The sequence below is a fragment of the Propionibacterium sp. genome (assembly GCF_047719395.1).
Taxonomy (GTDB): domain Bacteria; phylum Actinomycetota; class Actinomycetes; order Propionibacteriales; family Propionibacteriaceae; genus Propionibacterium.
In genome coordinates, this window is sequence record NZ_JBDNTB010000056.1 from 1 (window position 1) to 17,597 (window position 17,597).

Annotated in this window: 18 protein-coding genes; 12 read left to right on the plus strand and 6 right to left on the minus strand. The window is 68.2% G+C overall.

Annotation, left to right across the window (positions count from 1 at the left end):
- Positions 1-116 precede the first annotated feature (116 nt).
- From tsaB to ABF648_RS09890, 6 genes are read left to right on the plus strand one after another with little or no spacing between them, the layout of a single operon-like run.
- Positions 117-776, plus strand: a complete 660-nt coding sequence (tsaB, locus tag ABF648_RS09865) for a tRNA (adenosine(37)-N6)-threonylcarbamoyltransferase complex dimerization subunit type 1 TsaB (RefSeq protein ID WP_415632115.1) — start codon at positions 117-119, stop codon at positions 774-776.
- Entirely contained in the window at positions 773-1,267 is a 495-nt protein-coding gene (locus tag ABF648_RS09870) for a GNAT family N-acetyltransferase (protein ID WP_415632116.1), read from the plus strand. Before tsaB ends, ABF648_RS09870 begins: the two co-directional genes overlap by 4 nt.
- Positions 1,264-2,334, plus strand: coding sequence for a tRNA (adenosine(37)-N6)-threonylcarbamoyltransferase complex transferase subunit TsaD (tsaD, locus tag ABF648_RS09875; RefSeq protein WP_415632117.1), 1,071 nt, complete (start codon positions 1,264-1,266; stop codon positions 2,332-2,334). Before ABF648_RS09870 ends, tsaD begins: the two co-directional genes overlap by 4 nt.
- Positions 2,335-2,375: 41 nt before the next feature.
- Complete coding sequence (gene bluB / locus ABF648_RS09880; RefSeq protein ID WP_415632118.1) at positions 2,376-4,238, plus strand: 5,6-dimethylbenzimidazole synthase; 1,863 nt, start codon at positions 2,376-2,378, stop codon at positions 4,236-4,238.
- The gene (locus ABF648_RS09885) at positions 4,235-5,608 is read left to right on the plus strand and encodes an aminopeptidase C (protein ID WP_415632119.1); all 1,374 of its coding nucleotides are present in this window, start codon (positions 4,235-4,237) and stop codon (positions 5,606-5,608) included. Before bluB ends, ABF648_RS09885 begins: the two co-directional genes overlap by 4 nt.
- Complete coding sequence (locus tag ABF648_RS09890) at positions 5,605-6,090, plus strand: NUDIX hydrolase (protein ID WP_415632120.1); 486 nt, start codon at positions 5,605-5,607, stop codon at positions 6,088-6,090. The genes ABF648_RS09885 and ABF648_RS09890 overlap by 4 nt, the downstream gene beginning before the upstream one ends.
- 67 nt (positions 6,091-6,157) lie before the next feature.
- Here ABF648_RS09890 and ABF648_RS09895 read toward each other — a convergent pair whose 3' ends face one another.
- The 3 genes from ABF648_RS09895 to ABF648_RS09905 all read right to left on the minus strand — a co-directional run bounded on the left by ABF648_RS09895 (position 6,158) and on the right by ABF648_RS09905 (position 9,888).
- A complete protein-coding gene (locus tag ABF648_RS09895) occupies positions 6,158-7,393 on the minus strand; it encodes an AMP-binding protein (RefSeq protein ID WP_415632121.1) in 1,236 nt (411 codons plus the stop codon).
- A gap of 53 nt (positions 7,394-7,446) precedes the next feature.
- Positions 7,447-8,451 (minus strand): 1,4-dihydroxy-2-naphthoyl-CoA synthase, encoded by a 1,005-nt coding sequence (locus ABF648_RS09900; RefSeq protein ID WP_415632122.1) that lies wholly within the window; start codon positions 8,449-8,451, stop codon positions 7,447-7,449.
- 81 nt (positions 8,452-8,532) lie between these two features.
- Positions 8,533-9,888, minus strand: coding sequence for a nicotinate phosphoribosyltransferase (locus tag ABF648_RS09905; RefSeq protein WP_415632123.1), 1,356 nt, complete (start codon positions 9,886-9,888; stop codon positions 8,533-8,535).
- Positions 9,889-10,038: 150 nt separating this feature from the next.
- Here ABF648_RS09905 and clpS point away from each other — a divergent pair, with 150 nt between their 5' ends.
- From clpS to murI, 3 genes are read left to right on the plus strand one after another with little or no spacing between them, the layout of a single operon-like run.
- Entirely contained in the window at positions 10,039-10,347 is a 309-nt protein-coding gene (gene clpS, locus ABF648_RS09910; protein WP_415632124.1) for an ATP-dependent Clp protease adapter ClpS, read from the plus strand.
- Entirely contained in the window at positions 10,347-10,952 is a 606-nt protein-coding gene (locus ABF648_RS09915; RefSeq protein ID WP_415632125.1) for a DUF2017 domain-containing protein, read from the plus strand. The genes clpS and ABF648_RS09915 overlap by 1 nt, the downstream gene beginning before the upstream one ends.
- A gap of 27 nt (positions 10,953-10,979) precedes the next feature.
- Positions 10,980-11,792, plus strand: coding sequence for a glutamate racemase (gene murI / locus ABF648_RS09920; protein WP_415632126.1), 813 nt, complete (start codon positions 10,980-10,982; stop codon positions 11,790-11,792).
- Between the two features lie 21 nt (positions 11,793-11,813).
- Here the strand turns inward: murI and ABF648_RS09925 are convergent, their stop codons facing one another.
- From ABF648_RS09925 to ABF648_RS09935, 3 genes are all read right to left on the minus strand, one after another.
- Positions 11,814-13,199, minus strand: a complete 1,386-nt coding sequence (locus ABF648_RS09925) for an ATP-binding protein (protein WP_415632127.1) — start codon at positions 13,197-13,199, stop codon at positions 11,814-11,816.
- Positions 13,196-13,918 carry a response regulator transcription factor gene (locus ABF648_RS09930; protein WP_415632128.1) on the minus strand — a complete coding sequence of 241 codons (723 nt, stop codon included), beginning with the start codon at positions 13,916-13,918 and terminating at the stop codon, positions 13,196-13,198. The genes ABF648_RS09925 and ABF648_RS09930 overlap by 4 nt, the downstream gene beginning before the upstream one ends.
- A gap of 98 nt (positions 13,919-14,016) precedes the next feature.
- Positions 14,017-14,760: a phosphatase PAP2 family protein gene (locus ABF648_RS09935; RefSeq protein WP_415632129.1), complete on the minus strand. Its 744-nt coding sequence runs from the start codon at positions 14,758-14,760 to the stop codon at positions 14,017-14,019.
- A gap of 76 nt (positions 14,761-14,836) precedes the next feature.
- Between ABF648_RS09935 and ABF648_RS09940 the strand changes: the two genes are divergently transcribed.
- From ABF648_RS09940 to ABF648_RS09950, 3 genes are all read left to right on the plus strand, one after another.
- A complete protein-coding gene (locus ABF648_RS09940; RefSeq protein ID WP_415632130.1) occupies positions 14,837-15,613 on the plus strand; it encodes an ABC transporter permease in 777 nt (258 codons plus the stop codon).
- Between the two features lie 396 nt (positions 15,614-16,009).
- Entirely contained in the window at positions 16,010-17,416 is a 1,407-nt protein-coding gene (locus ABF648_RS09945) for a ferric reductase-like transmembrane domain-containing protein (RefSeq protein WP_415632131.1), read from the plus strand.
- A partial coding sequence (locus ABF648_RS09950) for a hypothetical protein (protein ID WP_415632132.1) occupies positions 17,413-17,597 on the plus strand: 185 nt, incomplete at its 3' end. The genes ABF648_RS09945 and ABF648_RS09950, both read left to right, overlap by 4 nt.

Here is a 17,597-nt window from a genome sequence, read left to right on the forward strand (position 1 = left end):
CCCCTCCCCCAGCCCGCCCCCGCCCCCCCCCCCCCGCGCCCCCCCCCCCCCCCCCCCCGGGGCCCCCCCCCCCCCCCCCCCCGGGGGGGGGGGGGGGGGGCCCCCCCCCCCACGGCGTGGCCGTCGCCACTCGCACGGTGGGGAACAGCCACTCCCACGTCGAGATGCTCATCCCGTGCGTGCAGGAGATGTTGTCGGCCACCGGCGCGAGCCTCCCCGATGTCGAGCGGATCTGCATCGGAGTGGGGCCCGGTCCCTTCACCGGTTTGCGAGTGGGCATCGCCACGGCTGTCACCCTTGGCCAGGTGCTGGACGTACCGTTGCACGGGGTGTGCACCCTTGACGTCATCGCCGCCCAGTGGATGGCGACCGGGGGCGCGCCGCAGGAATTCGTCATCGCCTCGGACGCCCGCCGCAAGGAGCTCTACTGGGCCCGCTACAGCGACGGCCGGCGGGCCGGCGAGCCCCAGGTGACCGATCCGGCACGTCTGCCGCACGAGCCCGTCGCAGGCCCCGGAGTCGACGTCTATCCCGAGCTGCTCGGTGAGCGGCGTCCCGCGGACGCACCGTGCAGCGTCGATGCCGGTTTCATGGCCGCGAACTGGCAGTCGATTCCCGATGCCGGCCTTGCGCCGCTGTATCTGCGCAAGCCCGATGCGGAGCTGCCCAGCGCCCGCAAGTCCGCGCTCAACGGCAGGCACCGCCGGATGCGTCCGGCCCGCCACGCCGTCGAGCAGGCCGGCCGTCCAACAACGATTCGGCAGGCAACGAAATGAACGCCACGGTGACCCTCGGCAGGCTCAGCCCCGCCGATCTGGCTTCACTGACCGCCCTCGAGGGCTCCGGTTTCCCGGAACGCGAGCGGTGGAGCAGCCGATCCTGGCACGCGGAACTGCAGGCCGCCGGGCGCCGCGGCTTCGCGCTGCGCGAGGGCTGGGAGACGGTGGCGGCGGCGCTGGGCAGCGTCGTGCTCGGCGACGCGGAGTTGCTGCGCATCATCGTCGCCCCGTCTCACCGTGAACACGGGCTGGCACGCCGATTGCTCGGCCAGGTGCTCGACTGGGCCGGTGAGCAAGGTGCCAGCCGGATGCTGCTGGAGGTTCGGGAGGACAACGCGGCGGCCCGGGCGCTGTACCGCGGGGCTGGTTTCAGCCAGATCCACCGCCGTGAGAACTATTACGGGCCGGGCAGCCATGCACTGGTCATGGCCAAACCCCTGACAGGGCCTGCCGGGTCGGAAGCGGCCTGCACGGAGGAGGAAGCATGACTGAGCCGTTGGTGCTCGGCATCGAGTCGAGTTGCGACGAGACGAGCGTCGGAATCGTTCGCGGCGAGCAACTGCTGGCTAACCAGGTCGCCAGCTCTGTCGAGCTGCATGCCCGTTTCGGGGGTGTGGTGCCCGAGGTGGCTTCGCGTGCCCATCTTGAGGCCATCGGCCCGACCCTGCATCGGGCGGTTGAGCAGTCGGGTATCGATCTTGCCGACCTGGACGCCATTGCCGTCACGGCCGGACCAGGCCTGATGGGTTCGCTCGTCGTGGGGCTGGCTGCTGCCAAGGCACTGGCTGCGGGCCTGGGCAAGCCGCTGTATGGCGTCAACCACCTCATCGGACATGTCGCGGTGGATCTGCTGGACCATCCCGAGGGCGAACCGGCCGAGCCCCTGGTGCTGCCTTGCATCGCGCTGCTGGTCAGCGGTGGGCACACCCAGATTCTCGCGGTGGACGACATCACCGGTCAGATCACCGAACTCGGTACCACCATCGACGACGCGGCAGGGGAGGCCTATGACAAGGTCGCTCGGCTGCTCGGCCTGCCCTATCCCGGTGGCCCGGTGATCGACAAGGCCGCCCAGAACGGCAATCCCGAGGCCATCCACTTCCCGCGCGGGCTCACCGCGCAGCATGACATGGCCAGGCACCGCTTCGATTTCAGCTTCTCGGGGCTGAAGACTGCTGTTGCGCGCTGGGTGGAGACCTGTCGTCTGGAGGGGCACGAGGTACCCGTCGACGATGTCTGCGCGAGTTTCCAGGAGGCGGTGGCAGATGTGCTCACCGCGAAGGCCGTGGACGCCGCCCAGGCGAACGGCATCGAGCACATGATCATCGGCGGTGGAGTGGCGGCCAATTCCCGGCTGCGCGGGCTGTTGGAGGAGCGCACCCAGGCCGCCGGCATCGAGCTGCGCCGCCCGCGTCCGGGCCTGTGCACCGACAATGGCGCCATGATCGCCTGCCTCGGCGCGCAGGTCGTCAGGGCAGGGCGGGCACCCAGCGGGCTGGGCATCGGCGCGAATTCCGGCCTGCCGGTGCAGACGGTGGTCGTCCCGGCAGTCTGATCTGCTCGTTGTCTGATTGGCTCGCTGACTAGCCTGAAGCCATGAACCCAGCGGAATCAGCGCACGAGTTGCGTACCGGGCAGTTGTGGCGCCGACCCGTGCCGACGATCGGCGATCCGACCTCGGCGGCGCAGCGCGACGAGGACGTGCAGGCCTGGGCCCTCGACGAACCGACCCGTGAGGCACTGTCGACGGTGATTTCGGCGCGGCGCGACATCCGGCGGTTCCGCCCCGATCCTGTACCCGAAGAGCTGCTGCGCGAGGTGATCGCAGCGGGACATGCCGGCCCCAGTGTCGGGCAATCCCAGCCCTGGCGGTTCATCGTGGTGCGCGCGCGGCGGCTCCGCGAGCGTGCCGCCCTGATGGCTGATCGGGAGAGGCTGCGGCAAGCGGCTCAGCTCAGTCCGCAACGCGCCAGGCGGCTGCTCGACCTTCAACTGGAAGGCATCAGGGAGGCGCCGCTCGGCATCGTGGTGGCCTGCGACCGTCGCACGCCCGCCCAGGGCGTGCTGGGGCGAAACACCTTCCACGATGCCGACCTGTGGAGTTGCGCGTCCGCCATCGAGAACTGCTGGCTCACCGCACGGGCCGCAGGACTGGGAATGGGCTGGGTCACCCTCATGCGACCGTCCGAACTGGCCGCGCTGCTCGGTGTGCCCTCCGGGGTCGAGACCCTGGGCTGGATGTGCCTGGGCTGGCCCGATGAACGGCCGCCCTATCCCGGTCTGGAGCGGCGGGCATGGTCTCACCGGCTGCCGCTCGACGAGGTGCTCATGAGCGATGGCTGGCCCGCCGACGCGCCCGAGCCGCCTGCTTCCGGGCTACCCGACGGGGTCCCACTCATCGAGCCCGCACAATCCGAGGAGGCCGCAGTGGTGCTGCCTGAGGTGGGACCCGACAGCCCTCTGTGGTCCGAGCTGACCGCACCCGATCAGCGTCATGTCGTGCACGCCCACGACCGCGCCGACGGACTGCTCACCCCGCCCGGTTCACTCGGGAAGCTGGACCAGGCGCTCGACCGGATCGTGGCGGCCTGCGGTGAGGAGTTGAACAGCGGAATCCTGGTACTGGTGGGCGCGGACCATCCGATCACCAGCCACGGCGTGACGGCCTTCGACACCGGGGTCACTCGCGAGGTGATGACGGCATCGCTGGCCGGGTCCGCGGTGGGTGCAGTCACCGCGAAGGTGGCCGGGCTCGGCCTGACGGTGGTCGATGCAGGGGTGGATGGTGAGCCGCTGGAAGGTGCCGAACTCGCCAGGCCCCAGGACGTTCGCGGAGATCTCGTCGACACCCCGGCCATGACGGTGGCAGATGCCTCCCGCCTCATCGTGGCGGGTCGTGAACTGGGTGCCCAGGCGGCGACCCGAGGCCTGGTCTGCCTGGGTGAGATCGGTGTCGGCAACACCACGGTGGCTTCGGCGTTGGCCTGCGTGTTCACCGGAATGGACCCTCACCGGGCCGTCGGCCTGGGTGCGGGCGCCGATTCGGCGATGCTGGATCGCAAGGCCGATGTGCTGGATGCCGCGCTGGCAAGGGTCGAAGTTGGGGCGTTGCGCCGTGACCCGGTAGTGGCGCTGGCTGAATTGGGCGGTCCGGAATTCGCCGTGCTGGCCGGGGTCGTCGTCGGTGCGGCGCAGGCCGGAGCGATGGTGGTGCTCGACGGCCTGGCCACCGGCGTCGCAGCGCTGGCCGCCGTCGAGGTGAACCCCGCCATCCAGTCCTATCTGGTGGCGGGTCAGGTGAGTCGCGAGGAAGCCCATCGCACAGTGCTCACCGAACTTGGCCTTGAGGCGCTGCTCGACCTGCGACTGCGCGCGGGCGAGGGCGTCGGGGCGTGCCTGGCAGCGCAGTCCCTGCTCACCGGGCTTTCGGTACGACGAATGGGAGGACGCACACGATGACCACCAGGGCCGTCGACATGGCGATTGGCGACGCCGGTAATTCCGAGCCACCCGCCCCACGAAGCCGGGTGCTCGACCCGGTGTGGCTGGCCTCGCAGGGCCAGATCGTCCGGACCGATCACCTGGCCCGCACCATGGGCAATGCCGTGGCCACCACGGGTGTCGAGGCGTTGTCCCTGGATCGCGCGGTGGTCACCGCGATCGACAGCTCGGTCTCGGAGCGTATCGACGACGCCGCGATAACCGATCAGAAGCACTCCGGGCGGTGCTGGGCGTTCGCCGGACTGAACATGATCCGCGCCCGGATCATCGCCGAGTTGAACCTGGGTGAGTTCGAACTCAGCCAGAACTTCGTCTTCTTCCACGACATGGTCGAGAAGGCCAACACCTTTCTGGACCGCACCATCCGCGACGCCGGGCGTCCACTCGACGATCGGGAGGTGCTCGACGAGCTCGAGCACCCGATCGGTGACGGCGGCTACTGGCCAGAGTTCGCCGCCCTGGTGCGCAAGTACGGACTGGTGCCGTTGTGGGCGATGCCCGACACCGATTCGGCCACCGACACCACTGCGATGGACGAGCACGTCTCCACGCTGCTACGTCGCGCCGCCCTGCGCATCCGCGCTGCGGTTGCCGCCGGTGAGGATCCGGAGCCACTGCGCTGCCAGGCCCTGGCTGATGCCCACCGGATGCTGACCATCCATCTGGGCACTCCGCCGACGGAGTTCATGTGGCAGTACCGCGACAAGGACAAGCATTTCGTCCGCGAAGGTGTGATGACGCCGAAGGAGTTCGGTGAGCGCCATGCCGGTGGCGTCGACGAGTTCGTGGTGGTCTGCCACGACCCGCGTCCGGACATCGACGTCAACACCACATACCGTGTGGACCGCTCCAGCCGCATGGTCGGCGGCGCCGACCAGCAGCACGTCACCGCCGACCTGGGTGTGCTCAAGCAGGCAAGTGTCGAGGCCATCCAGGACGGCGAGCCCGTCTGGTTCGCCTGCGATGTGGCCAAGCAGCGCGACAAGGTGGCGGGGCTCTGGCACGCCCACCTGCATGACTACGAGGATGTCTACGGGGTGCGTCTGGATCTGCCCAAGGCCGACCGGCTGATCCTGCGCGAGACCACGCTGAGCCACGCGATGTGCTTCACCGGCGTCGATCTGGTCGATGGGCGGCCGCGGCGCTGGCGGGTGCAGAACTCATGGGGTGACAAGATGGGGGAGAAGGGGTACTGGACGATGGACGATTCCTGGTTCGACGAGTACGTCTTCCAGGTGGTCGTGCGTGCCAGCCGGCTGCCCGGCGCCGTGCGGGCTGGTCTCGATGGTGAACCGCGCGTGTTGCCGAGCTGGGACCCGATGGCGTGATCACACCGGTTCTCACCACGCTGGCCTTCGTGCAGCATCCCGATGGCCAGCGGGTGCTCATGGTGCACCGCATCGCGCGGCCCGGCGACGATCAGTTGGGCAAGTTCAATGGTCTGGGCGGCAAAGTCGAACGCGACGAGGACGTGGTGGCGGGGATGCGCCGCGAGCTGCGTGAGGAGGCCTGCCTCGAGGTGGATTCCATGCGCCTGCGCGGCACGGTGAGCTGGCCGGGTTTCAACGCCGATGGTTCGGATGTCTTCGGTTTCGTGTTCATGGTGGACGCCTGGCACGGCGACATACCGGCGGCCAATGTCGAGGGACCGCTGAGCTGGCAGCGTGTCGATCAGCTCGGCGAGTTGCCGATGTGGGAGGGCGACCGCTATTTCCTGCCGCTGGTCTTCGACGAGACGATCGGCCAGTTCCATGCGGTGATCCCCTACGAGAACGGCCTCCCGACGGGTGCTTCGTGGTCGGTGCTCTGAGGCCAGCCATGCTCATCACGGGACGAGGTGCCGGATGAACGACTCGCCGGGGGCGGGTGGTGTGGGCTCAGTCGCAGGTCCAGGCCAGCCCGGCGCGGTATGCCTGCCCGGCAAGCCGGATGGTGGCCATCCGATCCAGCTTGCCGGAGACGAGCATGGGCAGTGCCGGCGCTGACACGACAACCCGCGGTGCCCTGGCTCGCCCGATGCGTTCACCGATCCCGTCGCGCAGCCGGGCGGATTCCACAGCCGACCAGGAGGCAGAGGTCGCCACGACGGCGCACACCACCTGGCCCCAGCGTTCGCTGGGCAACCCGATCACTGCCACCCGTCTGACCAGCCCGGTGGCCAGTGCGGCGTCCCGTACGTCCGAAGCGCTGATCTTGAGCCCACCGCTGATGATCACGTCGTCGATCCGGCCGGTCACGACCAGGTGACCATCGACCCAGTGACCGAGATCCCGGGTGGCGATCCAGCGTTGGTCGCCGGCCCGGACAATTCCGGGATCGTCGTCCAGATAGCCGCTCATCACCATCGGCCCACTCAGCCAGATCCTGCCCTCGGCGCGTGGCCGGTCCAACCTGTCCCCGAGAACCACCTCGACGTCATCCAGGGGCAGGCCGTCGTAGACGCATCCACCACAGGTTTCGCTCATGCCGTAGCTGAGGCGCAGCGCCAGACCTGCCCGACGCGCCCTATCGATCAGGACATCAGGGGTGGAATCGCCGCCGACCAGCACCGCGCCCGCACGGCGCAGACTGTCATTGGCATCCGCATCACGCAGCACATCGGCGAGCTGGGTGGGCACCAGCGAGATGTGCACCCGGCCATCGGGATCACGGCGGATCGCCTCCCCCAGGGCATCGACGAGCTTGCCGGCATCGACATGACCCTCGATCAGGGCAGGGGAGCGCCCGGCCAGCAATGACCGAGCGATCACCTGCAGACCAGCGATGTGGTGCGGCGGGAGCGCCAGCACCCATGTGGCCGGTCCGCCGAGGCGTGCGTCGGTGGCCTGCGCCGACGCAAGCAGCTGCGCCGCCGTCAGCCCGACCAGCCGTCCGTGACCGGTCGTCGACCCCGAGGTGCGCATCACCAGGCGGACATCATCGGGCAGCCCGCTGACACGCGAGGTGAGATCTGCTGCCAGAGCAGTGAGGTCCTCCTCGGGCCCGGCAGGCACCAGCACTCGCTCGGTGCGCTCCTCGAACAGTTCGCAGAGCGCACCAGCCAGCGCAGCAGCCCCGTCCGAACTCCGATCAACCGGAAGCACATGCCATCGGCTTGGCGCAACAGGATTCATGTCAGTACTCGGAATCGCTGGGAAAGTTCTGTGACGGGGACGACGTGGGGTGATCAGAAGTAGTAGGGGAACTGCGACCAGTCGGGCGACCGGTGCTCCAGGAAGGCGTCGCGTCCTTCGCGGGCCTCCTCGGTCATGTAGCCGAGCCGGGTCGCCTCGCCTGCGAAGGCCTGCTGGCCGGCGATGCCGTCGTCCACCATGTTGAACGCATATTTGAGCATCCGGATGGACTGCGGCGACTTGGATGCGATCTTCATACCCCAGTCGATGGCGGTCGGCTCCAGTTCCGCATGTGGCACGGATTCGTTGATGACCCCCCAGGCGGCCGCCTGGTCGGCGTCGTAGGTGTCGGCGAGGAAGAAGATCTGGCGGGCCCTCTTGTCGCCCACCTGCCGGGCGAGCAGCGCCGACCCGTAGCCGGCGTCGAAGGAACTCACATTGGCGTCCACCTGCTTGAAGACGGCGTGCTCCTTGCTGGCGATCGCAAGATCGCAGACCACCATGAGCGAGTGGCCGCCGCCGGTGGACCAGCCGGGCACGACGGCGATGATCGGTTTGGGTGTGGAGCGCATGAGCCTTTGCACCTCGAGGATGTGCAGCCGGGCGCGTCGTCCCTTGTCGAGCCGGGCTCTGCGGGCAGGTGTGAGGTCTTCGGGGTCTGCGCCGTGGTCGCTGGACGGCTTCTCGGCCGAGGCATAGCGATAGCCCTCGGCGCCCCGGGCTCGCTGGTCGCCTCCGGAGCAGAAGGAGTAGCCGCCGTCCTTGGGCGAGGGGCCGTTGCCGGTGAGCAGGATCGACGCGACATCGGGTGTGCAGCGGGCGTCGTCGATGCAGCGGTAGAGCTCGTCGACGGTGTGAGGGCCGAAGGCATTGCGGATCAATGGCCGATCGATGGCGATCCGTACCAGCGGAAGATCGGTGCCCGCAGGAGCTCCGTCGTTGTCGCCCCGCGAGACGAGCCGGTGATAGGTCGTCTCGGTGAGCGGTGTGTGGTCCGGCACCACCTCGCGCCAGCGATCCGCGTCGAAGGTGTCGGAAACCTGGGGCAGGAAGCTCATGGGCGTGAAGCTATCACCGGCAGTCCCCGGGGATCCCGGTGCCGCAGGTCCCTGCCGATGCTGCCCGCGCGCTCACCAGCACTACAGATTCGTCGGCGCCGCGCCCGCCTGGTAGACGTTGTCGGTCTCCTGACCGGAGGAATCGAGGATCACGGTGGGGATCGCCGGCTCGGCATTGGCCAGATGACGTCCCTTCAACGGCAGCTCGGCACGAGCCCGCTCATGACGCTCACGGGCGGACGCCAGGGGCTCGGCCCCGACAACCTCACCGCCCTTCACCAGATCCACCAGCAACTCCCGGTCGTCGGAGTCACCCCGTGGCGCGGCGTCGATGCCGATCACCTCGGCCTCGGCAATGCCCTTGCCGTTGATCTGGCGCATCGCGAATTTGCGCCCGCCGATGGTGTGTTTGTTCTCCGACATCTTCGCCACGTCCTCCATGGGGGCATCGGGGCCCTCAGAAGTGGCTCGCGCCACGATCTTGAAGACGAAACCACATGTCGGATGCCCCGAACCCGTGACCAGGCTGGTGCCCACCCCGAAGCCGTCCACCGGCGCGGCCCGCAGCGCCGCTATCTGGTACTCGTCCAGGTCGTTGGTCACCACGATGCGGGTCCTGGTCGCACCCAGGGAATCCAGCAGCGCGCGCACATGGGTCACCTCGGTGCTCAGATCACCCGAGTCGATCCGGACACCTCCGATCCGGCCGTCGGTGAGACGCACCGCGGTGCGGATGGCCTCGTCCACGTCGTAGGTGTCCACGAGCAGGGTGGTGTCCTCGCCGAGCCAGTCGAGCTGCGCCCGGAAGGCCTCCTCCTCGGTGTCGAAGAGCATCGTGAAGGCGTGCGCTGCGGTGCCGCTGACCGGGAGCCCGAAGGATCGTCCGGCCTCCAGATCCGAGGTGGGCCCGAAACCGGCGATCCAGGCGGCCCGTGCCGCAGCGACGGCCGCCTTTTCATGGGTGCGGCGGGCACCGAACTCGAGGATCGGGCGTCCCTCGGCAGCCATCGTCATGCGGCTCGCTGCCGACGCGATCGCGGAATCGTGGTTGAGGATCGACAGGAGCAGTGTCTCCAGCATCACCACCTCGGCGAAGTCGCCCTCCACCTGCAACAGAGGAGAACCGCCGAAGAACAGCTCGCCCTCCGGATAGCCCACGATGTCCCCGGTGAACCGGTAGTCGGCCAGATAGGACGCCAGCAGGTCGTCGGCCACCCCGGCGTTCACCAGATAGTCGATCTCGGCGTCGCCGAAGTGGAAGTCGGCGAGCGCGTCGAGCACCCGCCCGGTGCCCGCAACCACTCCGTAACTGCGCCCGGTGGGCAGCCGGCGTGGGAACAGCTCGAAGAGCACATGGCGGAAGGCCTTGCCGGAGTGCAGCGCGGCCCTCACCATCGTCAGCTCGTACATGTCGGTCAACAGCGCGGTGCTGGTCATGAGGTTCACCCTAGGACCGACCTGGCACCGTCCACAGATGCCCTGCCCGGGGGATTCCTGCAACCGTATGGGTACCCCAAGTGCCCTCCGCAGCTCCTTCCGGGGGGACCACCTTGCTGGTCGGGTTGATCGGTGACGCAAAATGGAGCCATGTCGGAATCTCCCTCAGCAGCTCCCGAGGGCGGAACTGCCCTCGCTGAGCGTGCCGAGGAGGAGACCCAGGGGGGTAATCCGTGGGTCACGATCGTCTGGGATGACCCGGTGAATCTCATGAGCTATGTCACACACGTCTTCTGCAGCTATTTCCACTATTCGCGTGACCGTTCCGAGCGCCTCATGATGCAGGTGCACATGGAGGGCAAGGCAGTGGTGAGCAGCGGACAGCGTGAGGCCATGGAGCGCGATGTCAATGCCATGCACGGCTTCGGGCTGTGGGCCACTGTGGGCCGGGCCGAGTGATGCACGCTTTTCGCCGCCGTCGGGGTCAGCTCACCTGCACTCTCGAGCACGAAGAACTGACCATCATGTCCAACCTGGCCCAGCAGCTCGTCGAACTGCTCACCAGCCAAGCCATGCCGCCGGTCCGTTCGGGTGCGCTGGACGGTGATTCAGGTGGCAGCGAGGAGGACATCTTCGGTGAGCTGGAACGCGAACTGAGCCAGCCGGTGGATGCGGGTTTCTGCTCCGATTCCTCGGTGGACCCGGTGCTTCGCAGGATCTTCCCCGATGCCTACCGCGATGACGACAAGGCCTCAGCCGAATTCCGCCGTTTCTCCCAGGCCGAGCAGCGCGATGCGAAACTCAACTCCGCAGTCGCGGTGATCTCCGATCTCAACCAGGTGGGCCACGATCGGCGCTGCGTCGTCCCCGACGAGCACGTGGAGGATTGGCTGAAGACCCTCACCGCGCTGCGACTGGCAGTATCGGTACGCCTTGGAATCGAGACGGCGTCCGATCAGGACATGCTGGCAGAGCTGCCGGATTCGGATCCGCGCACCTCGGTCTTCTCGATCTACGAATGGCTGGGCTGGGTCCAGGAGTCACTGCTCGACTGTCTGCACTGACTGGACGCTTCGCCTACACTCAGCCGGGTGAGTCCTGACGTCACCGCCCCGATCGGCATCTTCGATTCTGGTTTCGGTGGCCTGACAGTCGCCCGGTCGATCGTCGACCTGTTGCCGCACGAGGACATCCTCTACCTGGGTGACACCGCCCGGGCTCCCTATGGCCCCCGGCCGATCGCCGAGGTGCGCGGGTTCGTCCTCCAGTGCCTCGACGAACTCGTCGACAGGGGGGTGAAGGCCCTTGTCATAGCCTGTAACACCGGTTCATCGGCGGCGCTGCGCGATGCCAGGGAGCGCTACGATGTGCCGATCGTCGAGGTGATCCTGCCGGCCGCCCGCAGGGCCGCAGCGATCACCCGCAACCACCGGATCGGCGTCGTCTGCACCCACGCGACGGCCGCGTCCCGGTCCTACAACGATGCCCTGGCTGCCTCGCCGGTGACCTTGTTCACCCAGGTGTGCCCGAAGTTCGTCGAGCTGGTGGAGTCCGGCATCACCACCGGCCCCAGGGTGCTGGCCCTGGCGGAGGGTTATCTGAGCAATCTCAAGGAGGCGGACGTCGACACCGTCATCCTCGGGTGCACGCACTACCCGCTGCTCTCCGGAGTCATCAGCTACGTGATGGGGGAGTCGGTGACCCTGGTCTCCAGCTCCGTCGAGTCGGCGCGGGCGACCTTCGCGATGCTCACGCGGGAGGACCTCCTGCGGAACGAGGGGGACGTGCCTGCCGAGGTGCACCGCGACTTCCTCACCACCGGTGATCCCTCCCTGTTCGAGGGCCTGGGGCGCCGGCTGATGGGCGGTTTCGTGCAGGAGGTCCAGCAGGTCTGCCTGGGTTGAGCTCCGGGAGGCCATCTGGCCTCAGGCGGAGTTCGCGGTCCGGGCGTCGGGCGGGATGCGGACGCTGAATCGGCACCAGCCGTCCTCGGCCTCGGTGGCCTCCACGGTGCCGCCGTGAAGTTCGCAGATCATCCGGCAGATCGGAAGGCCCAGCCCGGCGTGATGGTCTGCCCGGGCGGGGTCGAGTTGCACGAATCGGTCGAAGATGCGGTCACGTTCGGCGAGGGGGACGGGTGCGCCGTCGTCGTCCACGTCCAGGACGGCGGTCGGCCCCGAACTGCGGAGGCTCACACGGATCGAGGTGGCGGCGTAACGATCGGCGTTGGTCACCAGATTGCGCACGAGCTGACCCATCAGGACGGAGTCAGCCTGGACCCGTACCGGTTCCAGTCGGAGGGTGACCGGGTGGGTCGTGACGAGCCGCAGGTCGGCGACCTCCTTGCCCACGACCTCGTCGAGATCGGTCTCGCGCAGCCTCGCCCGGAAACCGGGTACGTCCAGCCTGCTCACGGTGAGCAACGAGTCGACGAGTTCTCCCAGTTCGGCAGCCTGGCCGGCGAGGTCACGCAGGCCGTCGACGACATCCGGGGGCATCTCCCGCGTGCTGCCCGCCTGGACCTCCAGACCCGTCCGCAGCACCGAGACGGGGGTGCGCAGCTCATGGCTGGCATCGGCGATGAACTGCCGTTGCACGGCGTCGGCGCGTTCCAGCTCGTCCAGCATGCCGTTCATGGTGATGGCCAGGGTGGCGATCTCGTCCCTGCCGGTGGGCACCGGCACGCGTACCGACAGGTCGTGGCGGGCACCGATCGCCTGGACGGATCGGCGGATTCCCGTCACGGGCCTGAGTGCCTGGCGGATCACGAACCACAGAAGTAGGGCCCCGAGCGCCCAGGTGAACAACCCCCCGACCGCGAGCAATCTCTTGGTGATCGTGAAGGCAGCCGTGCCCTCGCCCACATGGGCGGCCATGACGACCGTCCACTGCTCGTCCCCGAGGGCGACGCCACGTGCCTGCCAGACGTGCTCGGACAGATTCAGGCCAAGGGGGCCGCTGGTGCGTGAGGAGTCCATCCGGGTTCCGGGGGGGAGGTGGTCCGGGACGGCCTCCGGCCAGTCGCAGCGGCCGTCGGGCCGGGATGCCACCACTGTCCCAGATCCGTCGGCGGCGCAGATGGTCAGCGGTGTGCCTGCGGACTGGGCGCTCGACCGCACGGCAGCGGGCAGGCCCTCGGAGCGGGCCGTGGTGAGGACGCTGGTGACGACGTCATCGACCATGGCCGAGGTGGCCGAGGACATTCCGGTGCGCAGACCCAGCACCAGACCAATTCCGGCGAGCAGGATGATCGCCCCCAGCAGCAGGACGGCGAAGGCCCAGATCTTCGCAATCGTGCCCACATGTCTCATGGCCTGTCCTGGGGCGGGGGCTCGTCCTCGGGTGATGCGTCCTCGGCCTGGTGGGCGACCAGCTGGTAGCCGGCGCCACGGCGGGTGAGCAGGGTGCGTACGCCGAAGGGTTCGTCGATCTTGTGGCGCAGGTAGTGGATGTAGACCTCCACCACATTGCTGCTGCCCTCGTAGACCGAGTCCCAGCAGTGGTCGATGATCTGGGTGCGGGTGAGGATCTCGTCCTCATGGACCATCAGGAACTCCAGCAGCGTGCGCTCCTTGGTCGTGAGGTCGATCTCGACCCCGTGCCGGCTCGTCCTGCCCGAGACGGTGTCGAGCACCAGGTCCCCGACCTGCAGCACCGGGACACGTGTCACCCGTCCGCGTCGCAGCAGCGCGTTGATGCGCGCGACGAGCACCGCGAAGCTGAAGGGCTTGGTGACGTAGTCGTCGGCACCCAGATCGAAGGCATCCGTCTCGTCGAGGTCGCCGGTCTTGGCGGTGAGCATGAGCACCGGGACGGCCGGGTCGTGGGCCCGCACCCTCTTGAGCACGTCGTAACCGTTCATCCCCGGCAGCATGATGTCCAGGACGATGCAGTCGTAGGTCTCATAGGTCGCCATCGCGGCGCCCTCGGGCCCCGTGGGGCACACGTCGACGACGAAGCCCCGCGAGGTCAGGCCCTGCGCGAGTGCGGTGCGGAGCCGGTCGTTGTCCTCGACCACCAGCAGTCTCATCAGTTTCCCCCCGGATGCGTCCGTACCACAGTGCCATGGACGGACGGGCCATGGACGGGCGGGCCATGGGGGAGCGGGCTCCCGGCAGGCGGTTGAGGCTAGCTGGCCCGTGCCATACCGCACTTGTCGTGTTCGTGCAGTGTCGTCACCAGGGGCCCGACGAATCGTGACCAGCCAGCCTGCGCGATGGCCGTTCCCGCGGCGACGCAGACGTAGGAGGCCAGGACGTCACTGGGGAAGTGCGCCCCGACGTACAGCCGCGTGAAACCCATGGTGATGCCGGCGACACAGGCCAGTGCGACGACGAGTACCCGCCGGGTCCTGGTCGTCACGACGAAGGCCAACGCGAGCACGAGCACGGTCGCGAAGACGGTGTGGCCGGAGGGGAAGGACAGCGAGCCGGTCTCCGGGGCGCGCGCGACGACCAGGAGGTTCGCATCGGGTCTGGGCCGATGCACGACGAATTTGACCGCCGTGGCGACGAGCACGACCACGCCGACGACCCACCAGTAGTGCAGGGCCTTGACGAGGCCGCCGCCGAGCATCACTGCGAGCCCCACCAGACAGGCGATGACCACCGCACCGAACGGGGCGAACACGGCCGAGAGCACCACGGCGAGGGAACCGAGCCAGTCCGGGCCCGCCGTGACGAACCGGTTGAGCAGGGCTGTCTCCGGCCCTGCCAGGTGGGGACGCACGATGAGCAGCCCCAGCGCCGCAAGAATCACGAGCGCCGTCGTACCGCAGGCCAGCTGGAGCCGGGTGGTGTGCCTGGTGTCCGCCGACACGTCGGGTCGTTGCCGGTCTGTGGGCGTGAGGGTGGTGGGCGATCCGGAGTGCATGGGATCCACGCTAGGTGGACCGGCATTGGAGCCGCCTTAGAACCCAGATCCACCCGGGTCACGCGGATCACACCTGATGGGACACGATGTTGACGTGTCCATCAATCCGAGTCTTCAACTCGTCGGTGCGCTCCTCCTGCTCCTCGTCCTCGCCTCGGTGGCTTCGTGGCTGGGCCGGTGGGGGTTCGTCCCGGCGCTGCTGCGGGCCGGTGCGCGGGCCGTGGTCCAGCTCCTCGCGGTCTCCTTCATCGTCGTGGCTGCCATCAGTCACGTGTGGAGCTCGGCGCTGTTCGTGCTGGCCATGTTCATCGTCGCCGTGTACACGACGGTTCGCCGGGTGGAAAGCACCAGGACCTGGCAGTGGAGCGCCCTGGCGATGGCTGCCGGCGTGCTGCCGGTGCTCCTCATCGTCTTCCTCACCGGCACGGCCCCCTTCGACGGATATGCCCTGCTGCCCATCGGCAGCATCATCGTGGGGAACATGATGACCGCGCACACCCTGGGTGGGCGGCGAGCCTTCCCCGAGCTTCGGGCCGGGATCTCCACGTATGAGGCCGCACTGTCACTGGGCTTCCCACGACGGGACGCGATCCGCCTCGTCCTCGAACCGATCAGAGGCGAAGCGCTGGTCCCCAGCATCGACAGCACCCGGACCGTGGGCGTGGTCACCCTGCCCGGCGCCTTCGTCGGTGTCCTGCTCGGCGGTGGCACCCCCCTTCAGGCGGGGGCCTCACAGATGCTCGTGGTCTTCGGCATCCTCGCCGGGCAGGCGGTGACGATCGTGACGATGGATGCGCTCATCGAGCGTGCCCTGCTGTTGCCCCCGGATCTCAAGGAGCGGCTGCGTCCCTGAGCGGACGGATCGCTCTCCTCGGACGGACGCAGGGACCGTCTCGGGTGCGCTCCGGGAACACTCGATGAATGCCGGATGAGGAACACAGCTGTCTCACAGGAAACGACCGGACTCTCGTCCCATGAGTTTCCAAGGATTGCTTCGGAGGTGCCCGGATCGCACACCACGGTGTGCAGATGGCAGGAATCTCCGAGTCCGGGTGAACCCTACGGTTGCACCGGGGCTCCACCCGGTCGGGCGAGCGGGGGTCCTGTGATGGAACCGAACCCGACGAGGTTCTCCGCCTCGGGCCGCCCTGATGCCGCGCGGGGCCGAAGGATCAATGGCAGCGATCGATGGGCCGGATCGGTCCAGGGGGACAGCGACCCAACAGCGGCTCCTGCCAATGTGGGGACCATGACGGTTCAACCTCGGCGCAGGGAATCTCCGGACATCACCGCTGATCCTCCTCGTCTGCTGGAACTGGGCAGACGGTCTGCCGGCCACCGTGCCCGCCGCGACGTGGTGGATGTGGTCGGGGTACTCCTCATCGTGATCCCCGTCGGCATCTGGCTGGCCCAGGGTGGCGTCGCCGGTGTGAACGACCTGCGGTCAGGTGTGCACTCGCTGGGCGTGTTCTGCGGACTCGTGGGAACGGCCCTGTTGTGCGAGATGCTGTTGCTCGCCGCGCGCATCCCCTATGTCGACCACAGCATCGGACATGACCGGGCGATCCTTCGGCACCGGCAACTCAACGTCTCGATGATCACACTGCTCATCTGCCACGGGATCTTCCTGGTCCTCGCCAACGCGACGGCCCTCACCGGGGGCCTCGTCGGTGAGCTCTGGATGCTCGCGAGCGTGCGCGACACAGCACTTGCCGTCGTCTCCATCTTCCTGTTCGGCCTGGTCGGGCTCAGCTCGGCCGCGGCGGTGAGGCTGAAGCTGCCGCGTGAGGTCTGGCACGGCGTGCACCTGGTCAGTTACATCGCGGTGCTCGCCGCGATTCCGCACCAGTTCACGGCGGGGCAGGTCTTCGCCCAGGGCCCGGCGCGTTGGTACTGGGCAACCATGCTTCTCGTCAGCGTCTTCTGCCTGGTGTGCTGGCGGATGATCCTGCCCGTGGTCACCTCCTGGCGGCAGCGTCTCGTCGTGAGCCGGGTGCAGCACATCGCACCGGACGTCACGTGCATCGAGATGACCGGAAGCCGACTCGGTGAGCTCGACGTGCGGGCCGGGCAGTTCCTCAGCTTCCGTTTCCTCGCGCCTGGTCTGTGGACCCACGCGCATCCCTTCTCGGCCAGCGCCTCGGTCCGCAACCACCGGCTGAGGATCACGGTGCGGGCCCTGGGACGGGGGACCCGTGCGCTCCAGCAGGTGCGGAATGGCACCCCGGTGTTCATCCAGGGCCCCTACGGTGTCTTCGGGGAACGGGCCAGAAGCCAGCCGGGGCTCGTCCTCGTGGGCGCCGGAGTGGGCATTGCACCGATCCGGGCGCTGCTCGAGGAGGCCCAGGTGCTGCCAGGCCGGGCGCTGGTCGTGCTCCGGGCCTCGCGACCCCAGGAGCTCTACCTCTACGACGAGATCGCGCAGTTGTGCCGGCGTCGCCATGTCGGACTGGTCACCGTCGTCGGGCACCACGCCCGGGGCAGCTGGGTGAGTGTCTCCCAGCCGGGGTTGAGGCTCGGCAATCTCGCGCCGTGGATCCTCCACTCGGACGTCTACGTCTGCGGACCGGAGGGATTCATGGACGCCGTCCACGCCGATGCCCGCGCCTGCGGCCTGCCGGACGAACAATTCCACGACGAAAGGTTCGGGCTGTGAGCAGGAGAGCAACGACAGTCTCTGTCATCGCGTCGCTCGGGATCGTGATCGCCGGGTGGCGGCTGGGCTCCTCCGCCGTCACCGGGAACACCGTCGCGGGTGCCGCGGCAGTCCAGCAGGCCGCACCGGGCGTCCAGTCGTCAGGGACCGGGGGCACAGGGGGAACCGTGTCTGTTCAACA

Excerpts from the sequence above, each read along its gene's own strand:
- ABF648_RS09945 (WP_415632131.1), top strand. The coding sequence starts at position 16,010 with ATGACGGTTCAACCTCGGCGCAGGGAATCTCCGGACATCACCGCTGAT.
- ABF648_RS09905 (WP_415632123.1), bottom strand. The coding sequence starts at position 9,888 with ATGACCAGCACCGCGCTGTTGACCGACATGTACGAGCTGACGATGGTG.
- ABF648_RS09930 (WP_415632128.1), bottom strand. The coding sequence starts at position 13,918 with ATGAGACTGCTGGTGGTCGAGGACAACGACCGGCTCCGCACCGCACTC.
- ABF648_RS09940 (WP_415632130.1), top strand. The coding sequence starts at position 14,837 with ATGGGACACGATGTTGACGTGTCCATCAATCCGAGTCTTCAACTCGTC.
- ABF648_RS09870 (WP_415632116.1), top strand. The coding sequence starts at position 773 with ATGAACGCCACGGTGACCCTCGGCAGGCTCAGCCCCGCCGATCTGGCT.
- ABF648_RS09895 (WP_415632121.1), bottom strand. The coding sequence starts at position 7,393 with ATGAATCCTGTTGCGCCAAGCCGATGGCATGTGCTTCCGGTTGATCGG.
- tsaD (WP_415632117.1), top strand. The coding sequence starts at position 1,264 with ATGACTGAGCCGTTGGTGCTCGGCATCGAGTCGAGTTGCGACGAGACG.
- clpS (WP_415632124.1), top strand. The coding sequence starts at position 10,039 with ATGTCGGAATCTCCCTCAGCAGCTCCCGAGGGCGGAACTGCCCTCGCT.
- ABF648_RS09900 (WP_415632122.1), bottom strand. The coding sequence starts at position 8,451 with ATGAGCTTCCTGCCCCAGGTTTCCGACACCTTCGACGCGGATCGCTGG.
- ABF648_RS09935 (WP_415632129.1), bottom strand. The coding sequence starts at position 14,760 with ATGCACTCCGGATCGCCCACCACCCTCACGCCCACAGACCGGCAACGA.
- ABF648_RS09885 (WP_415632119.1), top strand. The coding sequence starts at position 4,235 with ATGACCACCAGGGCCGTCGACATGGCGATTGGCGACGCCGGTAATTCC.
- ABF648_RS09915 (WP_415632125.1), top strand. The coding sequence starts at position 10,347 with ATGCACGCTTTTCGCCGCCGTCGGGGTCAGCTCACCTGCACTCTCGAG.
- ABF648_RS09925 (WP_415632127.1), bottom strand. The coding sequence starts at position 13,199 with ATGAGACATGTGGGCACGATTGCGAAGATCTGGGCCTTCGCCGTCCTG.
- bluB (WP_415632118.1), top strand. The coding sequence starts at position 2,376 with ATGAACCCAGCGGAATCAGCGCACGAGTTGCGTACCGGGCAGTTGTGG.